We start from the raw sequence: 13,624 nt of genomic DNA on the forward strand, positions 1-13,624 counted from the left end.
CTTCTTCCATCTTCAATAATGTATCTTTTACTTTATCAACATTAATATTTGCTGGTACACCTTCCATTAATATATGAAATGCATCCTTTGTAACTCTCCATCCACTAATGATAATAAGTACAGCTACAATGATACTTGCAATTGGATCTGCTAGGTTCCATCCAAAAAACATAATAAGTAACGCAGCTACAATAGCCCCCACCGATCCTAGCATGTCTCCAAGTACATGTAAGAAAGCACTGCGTACATTTAAATTCTCATCCTTGTCACCCTTCATCAGTATAAAAGCTGCCACAATATTAACAACCAACCCTATGGAAGAGACGATTAGCATTCCCATACTCACAACTTCTGGAGGATTTAGAATCCGTTGATATGCTTCCCAAAATATATAAAGAGATATGAGTAGGAGTGTAATTCCGTTAATGAATGCAGCCAGTATCTCAAAGCGTTTATACCCAAAAGTTTTTGAAAGTGAAGCTCCTTTTTCCCCGAACGTTATGGCTAAAAAACTTAATCCCAGAGCAGCAGCATCACTTAACATATGACCCGCATCGGAAAGTAATGCCAAGCTATTTGTCATTATCCCACCAATTACTTCAACAATCATATAAGTAGTGATAATAAGAAAAGACCATTTTAAAGCTGTTTTATTGCTTGTATGATGGTGATGACCATGATGTCCGTGACCATGACTATGTGAGTGTCCCATAAAACCCTCTCCTTTTATATGAATATATGTACATATATATTATTACAGATGCGATTAATGAGTGCAACATTATTTTTATTTTTTCAAAACTTATTAAATATTATTAGTCCCTTTATCTAAAAATAAAGGGTTTATGCTATAATTTGGAAATCAAAATAGTAGTTATTTTATTTAAGGGGAGAATAAATGATGATATATGATGTGATCATTATTGGAGCAGGTCAGTCAGGATTAACAATGGGATATTATTTAAAACAAACGAATTTAAAATTTCTTATCTTAGACAAAGGGAATGCGATTGGAGAAGTTTGGAGAAATCGTTATGATTCCTTAACTTTATTTACTCCAAATGTGTATAGTTCCTTACCCGGATTGAAGCTGGAAGGTATTCAAGCCCACTACCCCACCAAAGATCATATCGCTGATTATTTATCAAGATATACTAAAACCTTTTCTCTCCCAGTTCAATTAGATAACGCACATTACGAAGGTAGAAAGAGAGAATAACATTTTTTTGATAGAAACAAATCGTAAAGAATATAAAGCTAATCAAATAGTTATTGCAACAGGACCTTTTCAACATCCGTTCATTCCAGAGTTCTCTAGTTCTTTATCTAAGAATGTGCTCCAAATCCATTCATCAAACTATAAAAACCCTAGACAATTAAAACAAGGACCAGTATTGGTTGTAGGTGGAGGAAATTCAGGTTCACAGATCGCTGTCGAACTATCAAAAGAAAAACCTGTATATTTATCAGTTGGACATAAATTAAAGTTCCTACCACAGAATTTTGGTGGTAATAGTATTTTTTGGTGGTTTGATAAATTAGGCATATTAAGTGTAAACACAAATAGCAAATTAGGAAATATGCTAAAACATCAACCTGATCCCATTTTTGGTTTTGAATTAAGGTCTTTACTAAAGAATGGTAAAATTAGTTTGAAGCCGAGAGCAAATGCTGTAATGGAAGATCAAATAGTTTTTGAAGACAATAGTAAAATAAAGGTGGCAAATGTTATTTGGTCAACTGGTTTTAGATCACATTATGATTGGATAAAAACCCCTAACATTTTTGATAATAAGGGGAAACCAATACATCAAAGAGGTGTTACATCAATAGCTGGTTTATTTTTTTTAAGACTTCCTTGGCAGTATAGAAGAGGTTCTGCTCTCCTTCAAGGAGTTGGAACAGATGCTGAATATTTAATGAAACAAATATTAATAAATAAGTAACGAATATGTTGAAAAGCAGTGAAATTTTATGAATTCACTGCTCTTCAAAGTTTTTTTCTATTTGTTATTAAACCCAACCTAATAACTGTGCTATTTGAAAAACAATAAATGGAACTAATATGGCTAACACTGTTGGAATTAAGAATGCAAGTAATGTCCATTTTTTACTCTTTGTTTCTTTATAAATATTTAATAATGTTGTACCGCATGGATAATGAAGTAGTGAAAATAACATCATGTTTAACGCAGTTATCCACGTCCAACCTTGATCAACAAAAATTTGTTTTAAATCCACCAAACTATCCACTTCTGTTAATGAACCAGTTGAAAGATAACCCATTAGTAAAATTGGTAATACGATTTCATTAGCAGGTAAGCCAAGAACAAACGCTAATATAATGTAACCATCAAGTCCCAACATTTGACCAAATGGATCAAAGACGCCAACCATATGCATTAAAATACTAGTATCTCCAATGTAAATATTTGCAATGATCCATGTTAATACTGCTGCTGGGGCAGCAACTTTAACTGCTCTAACTAAAACAGTCCATGATTTTGTTAAAGAAGCCCGAATCACAGTATCAAAAAACTTTGGTCGACGATATGAAGGCAATTCTAAAGTGTAATGCGTTGGAACACCCTTTAGTGCTGTTTTTGATAAAACCCAAGATACAAAAAATGTCACGACAATCCCAAACATAACAATACCGACAATGACTCCTGTCGTGACAAGAGATTTTAGTCCTCCAGTAAAACTAGCTGCCATGAATAATGATGCTAATACAATTAAGGTACCCCATCTTCCATTACATGGAACAAAATTATTTGTCAGAATCGCAAGCATTCTTTCTCTCGGAGACTCAATGATTCTAGAAGACATTACAGCCGCTGCATTACACCCAAACCCCATAGCCATTGTCAACGATTGCTTACCATGAGCACCAACATGTTTAAATAAACGGTCCATATTAAAAGCGACTCTCGGAAGGTAACCATAATTTTCTAAAAGTGCAAAAGTTGGAAAAAAAATCGCCATAGGTGGAAGCATAACACTTATTACCCATGTAGAACCCCGATACAATCCTAAAACGAGAAGTCCGTGTAACCAATCTGGTGCTTGAATAGCCTGAAAAAATGTTGTTAGATATCCTTCTATCCACCCAAAAAATTCAGCAAGCAGGGAGGATGGTATATTGGCTCCAGCAATGGTTAAGTAAAAAACAGCCCCTAACATGATGAGCATTATTGGGAAACCCCAAATCGGAGATGTAAAAATGGAGTCTAATTTTTCTGTTCTAACATCCCCTTTTGTTTTTGTATAGGAAACACCTTCGTTACACAATTGATGGCTTCTTTTATATAAATTAGAAACAATTTCATCTCTTAATTCTGGTGTTGATAATTCTTGAGCCTCTATATATAGCTCTTTAATATTCATTATTATGCCTCCTTTACCCTCTTCTCGTTCGTTACACCATTTAACTCCATTCTTTTATTTAACTCATTAAGAAGTGCTTCGTCTCCGTCCAATAACCTTAGAGCTAACCATCTAGATGAAATTTGGTCTTCTACTAAATTGCGAACTTTTGATTCTAATTTACTTATTTTCTCTTCAATCTCTTCGTTATAAGATGTCTGTACAGGATTACACTCAATTTTTCTAGTGACGATTCGATCAAGAGTATCTAAAAGCATTGGGAAACCAGTCTTATTACGAGCAGATATTTTGATAACAGGAACTCCAAGTCGCTTTGTTAAAAGAAGCTCATTTATTTTAATACCTTTCTTCTCTGCTTCATCGATCAAGTTAATACAAATCACCACATTGGTTGTCATTTCTAACACTTGCAACGCTAAATTAAAGTTACGTTCTAAAGATGTAGCATCTAGCACGACTAGTGTTACATCGGGTTTTTCAAATACAATATAATTACGAGCTACTTCCTCATCAGTTGAATTTGAAAAGAGTGAATAAGTTCCAGGTAAATCAATCATTTTGTAAGTCTTATCTTTATGTCTTACTGTTCCCTCAGCTAATGAAACAGTTTTACCAGCCCAGTTACCTGTATGTTGTCTTAGACCAGTTAAGGCATTAAACAATGTACTCTTTCCAGTATTAGGATTTCCAGCCAAAGCAATTCGATATGAATTAGCCATTCTACATCAACTCTCCTTTAATTTTCATACTTTCCTCTTTTCTTAAAGCAACCGTTGTTTGACTAACACGAAATGCGATCGGATCACCTAATGGACTTTTTCTAACCACTTCAACTATAGCCCCTGGGACAAACCCTAAATCTAATAAACGCCTTCTCATAACACCTTCCAGTAATAACGAAGTGATTTTAATAAAGTTTCCTTTTTTCCCTTGATATAATGAGATTTTTTTAGTTATATCCATATATCTTTCCCCTCACCTTTTATTTTTCCTTAGTGCAACTTTAATGTAAAAAAAAGGTCCATTCCAATCATAATATAATCTTAATTACTTTTTTTAGCGTTTAAGGAATAAAGAAGATTACGTAATGCTTCACCTAATTGCTTTTCACCAAAATGACCAATTTCACGGTCACATATATCAACTTTTTCATTGGTCAAATAAGCATAAATCTGGTTACAGTTACACCTTTTCATCTCAAGCCATTCTCCGTCACCTAAATTAAAGGCAATTCGAACTCCCATCTTCATCATCTTCCTTCCACAAAGTTATATTATTTTATAGAATGACAAGCTGTGCAATACTTGTTTATACAATCAAACAATCTTTACTACTGCTTATTTTTTTTCCTTAAGCCAACTTATGTTATTATAATATGAATATATTTACATATTGTCAAATTAATTTCAAATAAAACTGCCCTTTATTTCGTAAGAACCTTCATCCACTCTTTCCATCAACATGCTCTAAGCTTTCGTCTTATGTCCGTTTTGCATACTTCTTAATATCTCTGATTTTAAAGTGATTTCCCCAGCCTTGAATAAGTTGATTTATATTAAGGATTCTATATTCCATACTTACTCACCAGTTACTGTTTGTGAGTCTTTTAATTTATCCTCAAATCTCTTCTTGGTTTTCTTCGGCACTTAAACCTGGGTATTCTTCCACATTTGATAGAAGCTCTTTCCTTACGTTCCTTAAGCTTTTCCACTGCATTTTCGATGAACTCAGTCATACTCTTTTTATCCGTTCACCGGGTTTGTGGCTTATAAAGTATGTTACAGTGAGTAGACCGAGGGAACCTCCCCCTTAGTCTCTCTCAGAACCGTACGTGAACCTCTCAGCTCATACGGCTCCCATTATTCATCGCCGGCAGTATTCCATATTTCCAATGGGCGAATAACTTGCGTTCTCGCTGTGCAATAGTACCTATCCAATATTCTGCTCTTCTTCGTTGTTTTCGCTTCTTATATTTTCGGCGAACCACATTTTACTAAGCAGCTGTTGATGTATCGCAATACGCTATACATTTCTGATTTATAGAAATGTCCGTAATAATTAATCAAATCCTTGGATTTCCTTATTAAACATGTTGGAGATATCCCACAAGGTTTTATCTACTTTGAGCTGTAATCGCCACCTTCTCACTTCTTTTCTTTCTGATTGCTTTCTTTGCCTTATCGGCAATAGCTGGCAAGAAGTTTGTGAAGAATTTTCCATATTTGTTCTTTGAGTGTCTTGGACGATATGTGTATCCTAGAAAAATGAAAGAAGTAGTCGGATAGTTCCATTGCCTATCATCATCTTTACAATAGACAATTTTCGTTTTATCCAAGTTCAACTCTAGTCCAAACAATTGAAATCTTTCTTCCAGTCTTCGTTGAAGGTATTTGGCTTGTTTCAATGAAGCACAGTGTGCTATTCCATCATCGGCGTATCTCGCCCAAGGAATACTTGGAAATTCTTTCGCCATAAAATCATCAAATGTATAATGAAGAAATAGGTTCGCAAGAACTGGACTGATGACCCCTCCTTGCGGAGTGCCAGAAGTCCGCTCTATTAACGTTCCGTCCTCCATTTGAAAAGGTGCAGTTAGCCATCTTTGTATATATAAGATGACCCATTCTTGATTTGTATGACGTTTTACCATTTCAATGAGGTAGTCATGTCGGATATTATCAAACAGTCCCTTAATATCGAACTCTAACATCCAGTCTCTCCGCCAACATCTTTTCCTTGTAGCCTCGATCGCTTGAATTGCCGATTTATTTGGTCGATATCCATAAGAATCTTCATAAAACAATTTCTCCACTGTTGGTTCGAAATATAGTTTCGCAACCATCTGTGCCACTCGGTCTTCGACTGTAGGAATTCCAAGTGTTCTTGTTCCACCATTCTTTTTGGGTATCGCAACTGCTTTTACTGGTTTTGGAAAATAGCTTCCAGAGGACATACGATTCCACAGTTTATATAGATTATTTTTCAAGTCTAGTTCGTTTAATAGATTGTTCATCAATTCCGTATGTCCCTTTGTTGGCTTTTACTCGCTCAAATGCAGTCATTACTGCGTTCTTTGAAATACTAAACGGTTTAGCTTCTCGCATAGGTTCCTCCTCCTTTCAAAGTTGACCTATCTTTGAAACTAAATAACTTGGGTTCTTCGCTCTACTTCTATTACAGAAGTTTCATCACTACTACAACCCAATCTGCCCCTATGACTGCATCGGTACTCTTTTCTTGTGGGTCTTCCACTTGAAATACTCCCTTAACATCAGCCCGTAGGTTCCCACGTTCCGTACAAACGCCTGTGTTATGTTCATGCCACCTTTATGCCGCCCACCACTTAGACAGTAAACAGGTTTCCTCTAAGCTCATCCAGGTTAACGACTACCCCCTGGTTTTGATGGAGTCTCTACGCTTTCGACATTTCCGTAAGTGGTTCACATGCTCGTTCATCTCCATAACACGCACTTGACAGCTTTCTACTGCCTTTTCCTTAACGCTCAATACCATAGCTTTTGACTACAGCACCTTAAGTTAGTTTGAAGTCTCCACCTGTATGGCGACTCCGACGGGCCCACCGTCATCATTTGTACAGCATAGCTGCTTTGAATAGTCTCGCTACTTACGCACACTTTCGTGGCGCACCATCGTCTGCATATCTAACAAATTGGTTACCTCGATTCTCTAACTCTTTGTATTTACCATATTTAATCAGTTGGACACTCTCTTCACCATTTTCCTTTAAATATAGGAGAGTAGCTATTATATCTTTCGCATCAACTCCTGCTACTCCTTTATTTCGTTTAACCCTTTCAAATTAGATTACCCTTCTCCAATATCTTCTCGATTAATGTTTTAGTAAGTTTCATATTGATCCTATGTTATTAAGGTTGCACAAGTGTAACTCTAATCTATTGAAGGTGCCCAATATACTCACTCTTCAATAGTCTTTAATTGGCTGTGTTATTGTTATCTTGTAAATGGACTCTAACATAGTTGCTCCTTTCGTCCGTCCTTATCTGTCCCTAAGGGTTGATACTATGACATATACTTCTCATAGTTCGGTTACTTATCACGAAGTAAGTTCTCTGTTGAGGTACTAAGGGATCTCGCAGTGTAAGTTCATTATTCCTATTCATCGGGAGAGATTTTGAACTTAACCTTGTTTTGGGTTCGTATACCCAGATCGTCTAGAGCTTCCTTCAGATTCCATTGTTTTCGACTAATGGTTCGAATATTCCAATGCACATAACCCACTTTCACCGTCTAGTTGATGAACCATGCCTGGCACACAAAAATACCTGTGTAGATAAAATCCTACACAGGTTATGGAAATTCCTATAAATTTGTCAACAGCCCCTTTATAGGCAGCCAGTTCTTTTATCGTATTATAATTATGGGGTTGGAGTAGGCTTTGAATATTCATCATTTTACATTACCGATTTTTGAAAAGATTTCTTAACTTGTTTTACCCTCTTGATAATTAAGAAAGGATTGTGATCAATTTCTAGACAAACTCCACATTTTGTCCTAGATCATCCCTTACCATTGCACAATTTTACTTATTCTTATAAACAAAGCAATCATAATTATATTTATGAATTACTGATTTGTCACAACCAGAATATCAAAGGGTATTCTCAAGTTAGTCCTTATTTTTAGCAGCAGCAGCGTATATTATAAATGACAAAATAGTTTGGAAGACGATTACAACTTGACCTGGAGCCTCTACGGCCATGACTATCCAGCCAAAAAACCAGCCCTTGATAAGGCTGGTAAGCCTATCAAGGCTATCATGCCCGACCCTCCAAGTAAAGTTGTAATAAAGCGGAATAACAAATGTACATGCTTAAACGATCATTTCTGTACATTTCTTAAATTAGCATTTGTATATATCACCACTTGCATAATTTCAGGTTTATCTTTAAGGAATTTTAATTTAACGAATAATAAGATAGAGCAAGGTATTGATATAATTAAATAATAACTTAGATGAGGTTTGTTCTTGAATTGAAAATGAGCTTAAGGAACTTTATCTTTTATAGCTAAATTGAAATATAGGGAAAATGGAGTGATCTTTATTTTTTGATTAAGAATTACTTCTCAGGGGAATAGACTTGTTAATCGAAAATAGCATGAATACGTTATTCTTGAACATGATATTTTTAAAAAAATGATTCATGAAATTATTAACAAGGGTATAAAAGAAGTTTCAAAGTATATTTACCTTTTGACCCAGCCTCATTACTTTTCACTTCCTCTCGCACACTGTCCCTGTTTATTTCCTCCTTGGTAGTTTGTAACTATTATAATTAATACGGAAGTTCTTCCCTATGCTTTGTTAACCATTTTTTGAAGTAACCCTTAATTTTGCTCTTTTCAAAATCGTCCTCTAGGAGTGGAGGTAATCTATGTCCTTTTCGATACTCATAGATATCATCCATCTTTTTGAATAGAGTTGTTTGCATTTCATCTTTAATATGATCGATTTCTTCTTTGGTACTAACCTTACTCTTATTAATAACTTCTAAAAAGTAATCGTACAAGCTTTCTAGATCCTTTATGTCCTGTTCCGTTCTCTCTTTTAATCGACTATCAACATTACCGATGGCTAACTGCAGCAAAGAGTTATCAAGATCTTTTTCATAGGTTGATTCTGCATAATTATTTTCTATAGCACTCACAATATAACCAGCTAAATTAGCAAGCCCTTTATCCTCCATACGAAGGACATAACGCAAGTTTTCCTCAATGTACTTTGGCGGATAGTTCTTAACTAGTTCTACTGCTTTTTCCCGTCTAATTTCCTTAGTAATAAGGAGGTTAAGAATGGTTTGAATATCATAATCTAGAGACTCTTCATCTATCGTTTTATTGATATTATTCTGGTTTTTATAGATATAAAACACAAATGAATGTATGGAGCGTCCGACTTTCTTATGTACCTCATATTCAAAGCGAATATCTGTCTTTTCAGCAATTTCCTTCTTCGCTTTTTCAAGTACTACTGCTCTGAAATTTTTCATTAGGTTTAATTTATCATCAGGAATAGCCAGCATCTCTCTCAATTCCTTTACTTCCATGATCCGTTTACCAAAACGTTCTCTTTCTTTAAGCAGCTCATAAATTCTCCAGGAATATTCTGACCTTAATTTTAAAACATTATATAGCTGATACTTTGTATATGATTTAAGGTTAATAAGGAATTGAGCTAAATCATCAGAGAGTTTAATCGTAATTTGACCTTCATCATAACTCGCCCGTTGTACCCAATAGATATCGTCAATCACAAACTTATTGTTTTCTTTAGCCCGAGTTATAGTAAGAGGTTTACTGTTTAAACCATTTACCGTTTCTCTTATTCTTTCATAAAAGCCCGATTCCGATATGCCAAAGAGATTGGCTAAATCTTTTGTTTGCAAAACATAAGTCTTTAAATCTTTATCTTCTGGTTGTACTAATGAAACTAGTGCATATAATAAACGTCTTTCATTTATTGATAGATTTTGTTTTGTATTAACAAGGGCGTTTGATTGATTGACCCAGTAATATGGCTTTAGATCAGCTTCTATTAGATCTTCATCAAAAGATAGTTGTTCAACTTGCGTTACCACAGTCATTTCAATCCTCCTAAACCTTAACTATCTCCAATATAATACAAAAAAACACAAGATTCCATACTAAGTTACATAGCTAAAATTAAGTAAACAATATGTCTATAAATTCGGTGTATAAAATTAATTTATAATAGAATGATATGTCTACCTTTCCGGTGCTTCGAAATTACTAACTAATCATAATCTAAATCCATATAGCTACTTTTTCGGTACTGTAATCTTTTAATTTAAAAATTATAATATACTATATAGCTATATATTCGGTGCTGAAATTTTTTTAGGGTTAAGGAAATATAGCTACTAATTCGGTACTACATAGAGTTATTGCTTCAGCAAAGAGTAAATATTGCCTTGAAAAAAGCATTTGAAGGAAGCTATTTAAGATATATCTACCGAAAAGGTAGACATATCTTATTAAAACATAGAATAAGATATGAGTGGCATGTTTACTATTGGTCTATATATCTACTATTTCGGTGTAACGATACTCTAAAGTGACAAGTTTATAAAATATTACCGTTCTAGTAGACATATATAATGTAAAATGTTAAGGAAAAAAACTAATATGTCTACCCTTTAGGTAAATCAACATACAATAGTGTAAGAATTAAAAGAAGATGATCCTAAAAATAGGGTCTATACATCTCCCTTTTAAGATCAACAGATATAAATCTATTATTCCACCGTTTTTATAGCTATATTTAGATATTTTAAAAGTCTCATACCGAATTAATAGACATATAACACTTTTTAAATAGACATATATCCACTTATATACTAGACATGTAACATCGTATTAGTAGCCATAACCACCGTTTTAATAGACTTATAGTACCGTTTTAATAGACATATAAGATGTTGAACCTTACTCTCCCAAGAGCTAATTTTACCTATAAACAAATAACAATTTAAAAACAAGAAAACAATATATTAAACAGTTTAAACATACATACCTAAAAATAAGTATAATGCATAATATTATACTTACCCATCTTAAAAGATATCCATATATACAAGTCGAATCTTAAAATAATAGATTCTAAATACTATAAACTTAAGTTTACTCCTAATATTCTAAATAGGAATGGAACTAATTACTTCAGGTTCCCAAATATGAAGAAAGTAACGACACGAATTCATAAAGAAGCCTCGCTCAAAAAAAGGGTAATTATCCGGAAACAATAGGAAGGTCGGTTTCAAAGAAACAAATAATATCGATTATTCAGCTAAACATTCCAAGTAAGAAGCGAAGGGATTAATCAACTATCGAAAAGGCTACAGGTTCATAAGATTATCGAAAGTAATTCAAAAAACTATTGGAAATATATTGAAGGTTTTTATATACATTGAGTTGTAACCGCCAGTCTCTCATTTCTTTTCTGATTGCTTTCTTTGCCTTATCGGCAATAGTCAGCAAGAAGTTTGCGTAATAATTTTCATATTTATTCTTTTGTGTCTTGGTCGAAATGTGTATCCTAGAAAATCGAAAGAAGTAGTTGATTAGTTCCATTTCCTATCAACATCTTTACAATAGACAATTATTAGTTTCTACAGGTTTAACTCCAATCAAAATAGTTGAATCTTTCTTCCAGTCTTCGTTGAAGACGCTTGTTTCATTGAAGCACAGTATGCTATTCCATCATCGGCGTATCTTGCCCAAGAAGTCTCAGAATTCTTTCGTCATAAAATTACCAAATGTATATTGAAGGAATAGGATCGCAAGAACAGCACTTATAACTCCTCATTGCTGAGTGCCAGTTCACTCCGTTAACGTTCCGTCCTCCATTTGAAAAGATATAGTTAACCATCTATTTATTTATAAGATGACCAATTCTGGATTTGTATAACGTTTTACCATTTCAATAAGGTAAAGTCATATCGGATATTATCAATTAGACCGTTAATATCGATCGAACTCTAACACCTAGTCTTTCAGCCAACTTCTTTTCCTTGTAGCCTCAGTTGCATGAATTTCAGATTTATTTGGTCGGTATCCATAAAAATCATCATTAACAATTTCTCCACTGTTGGTTCAAAAATATAGATTCGTACCTATCTGTGCTACTCGGTCTTCGACTGTAGGAATTCCAAGTGTTCTTGTTCCACCATTCTTTTTTGGTATAGCTACTGCTTTTACTGGTTTTAGAAATTAACTCCCTGAGGACATATGATTCCACCCTAGCCCCTCCTATAAGCTCGTCCTAGGTTAACGACTACTCCCTAGTCTTGATGGATCCCTACGCTTTCGATATTTTCATAAGTGGTTCACATAATCATTCATCTCCATAACACTCACTTGACAGTTCTTGACGCCCTTTTCTTTACGCTCAATACCCTAGCTTTTAACTACAGCACCTTAATGTAGTTTGAAATTACAACCTGGATGGCGACTCCGAAGGCTCCATCGTCATCATTTGTACAGCATAGCTGCTCTACTCACACACACTTTCGTGACGCACAGTCGTCTGCATAACGAACGAACCGCAACTCTCTTTTCTCCAACTCCTTCTCAAGCTCATCTAAAACGATATTTAATAAAAGAGGCTGAGCGGTTCCCCTTGATTAGTATTTCAGTGTTTCGACTGAAAAGTCCCTTTTCGATTACAACTGACTGTAGATACCTCCGTATTAATTGAAGAACTTTTGGATCATCTATACGAAAGCTTAGTATCCTCATAAGCCGGTCATTCTTCACTTTATCGAAGAATTTCTCTAAATTAATGTCCACTACCCACCTATTTCCTACTTTGATGTAACGTTTAGCTTGTCGGACCGCATCATGACCACGATTGTTCGGTCTAAAGCAGTAGCTTTGCTTGGAGAATAAGGGATGAAATTCCTTGTTGAGTGCTTCCGCAATAGCCTGTTGGATAAGGTATCTATCACTGTCGGAATTTCGATTCGACGTAAGGGGTGTGTAAGGTAGGTACCATTTATAAGTTCTTAAGGTTTTCCATTGTTCTATGAGATGAGACCATAGGTTCTTTACGCTTTCTTATCTACACAACGGCATCTCCTTTATTTCGTTCCACTCCTTTCGTGTGCACATTAACGTTTTGATGTTATAAGATTCGTTCCAACATAGATATCAACTCCTACGTGAATCAGTCATACTTCTAGTGTGATATTACTTTCAGCCTTTCTATTGTCCCTAGTTGATTCACAACTGTCTCCATTAGGATTAATGTTTCTGTTAGTCAAGTAACACATACGCCAAGTGCTGATTCTCCTAAAATGATTCAGCACTTCCCCCATTAACTCTAGTTACCATTGGAACTATGAATTCTGGCTGTTCAGGAATTTATCGCTAAATAGGTTACCGAGTGTTACAGGCTTATCAGTCAGACCTCCTTGGGTAAGAGTACAATCTTTCCCTCCATATATTGTAAATGTCAAGCTAACGATGTACAATTTTGATCGTTTAAGAATGTACAAAATTAATCATCATCTTCTTTTTGTAAATGATCCTTAATTCTATAAGAGGGACCAACAATATTGACAACTGTTGCGTGGTGTAATACACGATCTAATATTGCATTCGCTAATTTAGAATCCTGGAACACCGCATCCCACTCTTTAAAGCTAATGTTTGTAGTTAAGATTGTACTTTTCTTTTC

Annotated in this window: 10 protein-coding genes and 1 pseudogene; 1 reads left to right on the forward strand and 10 read right to left on the reverse strand. The window is 34.7% G+C overall.

Annotated features, from left to right (window positions below; all coding sequences use genetic code 11):
* Positions 1-712: cation diffusion facilitator family transporter (locus ACEWK1_RS25095; protein ID WP_416636773.1), on the reverse strand; the 712-nt coding region annotated here is incomplete at its 3' end.
* 189 nt (positions 713-901) lie between these two features.
* Here ACEWK1_RS25095 and ACEWK1_RS25100 point away from each other — a divergent pair.
* Positions 902-1,946: pseudogene (locus ACEWK1_RS25100) on the forward strand (flavin-containing monooxygenase).
* Between the two features lie 67 nt (positions 1,947-2,013).
* Here ACEWK1_RS25100 and ACEWK1_RS25105 read toward each other — a convergent pair.
* From ACEWK1_RS25105 to ACEWK1_RS25145, 9 genes are all read right to left on the reverse strand, one after another.
* Positions 2,014-3,387 carry a nucleoside recognition domain-containing protein gene (locus ACEWK1_RS25105; protein ID WP_098799028.1) on the reverse strand — a complete coding sequence of 458 codons (1,374 nt, stop codon included), beginning with the start codon at positions 3,385-3,387 and terminating at the stop codon, positions 2,014-2,016.
* Positions 3,388-3,389: 2 nt separating this feature from the next.
* On the reverse strand, positions 3,390-4,106 hold the full coding sequence (locus tag ACEWK1_RS25110) for a FeoB small GTPase domain-containing protein (RefSeq protein ID WP_098799027.1): 717 nt from the start codon (positions 4,104-4,106) through the stop codon (positions 3,390-3,392).
* Between the two features lies 1 nt (position 4,107).
* Complete coding sequence (locus ACEWK1_RS25115) at positions 4,108-4,350, reverse strand: FeoA family protein (RefSeq protein ID WP_098799026.1); 243 nt, start codon at positions 4,348-4,350, stop codon at positions 4,108-4,110.
* A gap of 80 nt (positions 4,351-4,430) precedes the next feature.
* Entirely contained in the window at positions 4,431-4,637 is a 207-nt protein-coding gene (locus ACEWK1_RS25120; RefSeq protein WP_141549730.1) for a hypothetical protein, read from the reverse strand.
* A gap of 863 nt (positions 4,638-5,500) precedes the next feature.
* Positions 5,501-6,400, reverse strand: coding sequence for a group II intron reverse transcriptase/maturase (gene ltrA / locus ACEWK1_RS25125; RefSeq protein WP_251406576.1), 900 nt, complete (start codon positions 6,398-6,400; stop codon positions 5,501-5,503).
* Positions 6,363-6,491, reverse strand: coding sequence for a hypothetical protein (locus ACEWK1_RS25130; RefSeq protein ID WP_255301673.1), 129 nt, complete (start codon positions 6,489-6,491; stop codon positions 6,363-6,365). Before ACEWK1_RS25130 ends, ltrA begins: the two co-directional genes overlap by 38 nt.
* A 2,211-nt stretch (positions 6,492-8,702) precedes the next feature.
* Positions 8,703-10,010, reverse strand: coding sequence for a replication initiation protein (locus tag ACEWK1_RS25135; protein ID WP_098799023.1), 1,308 nt, complete (start codon positions 10,008-10,010; stop codon positions 8,703-8,705).
* A gap of 2,512 nt (positions 10,011-12,522) precedes the next feature.
* Complete coding sequence (locus ACEWK1_RS25140; protein ID WP_098799022.1) at positions 12,523-12,972, reverse strand: reverse transcriptase domain-containing protein; 450 nt, start codon at positions 12,970-12,972, stop codon at positions 12,523-12,525.
* A gap of 472 nt (positions 12,973-13,444) precedes the next feature.
* Positions 13,445-13,624, reverse strand: a 180-nt coding sequence (locus tag ACEWK1_RS25145) for an ATP-binding protein (RefSeq protein ID WP_416636774.1), incomplete at its 5' end; no start/stop codon positions are given.

The sequence above is a fragment of the Metabacillus sp. YM-086 genome (genome assembly GCF_048059995.1).
In the GTDB taxonomy this organism is placed as follows: domain Bacteria; phylum Bacillota; class Bacilli; order Bacillales; family Bacillaceae; genus Metabacillus; species Metabacillus litoralis_B.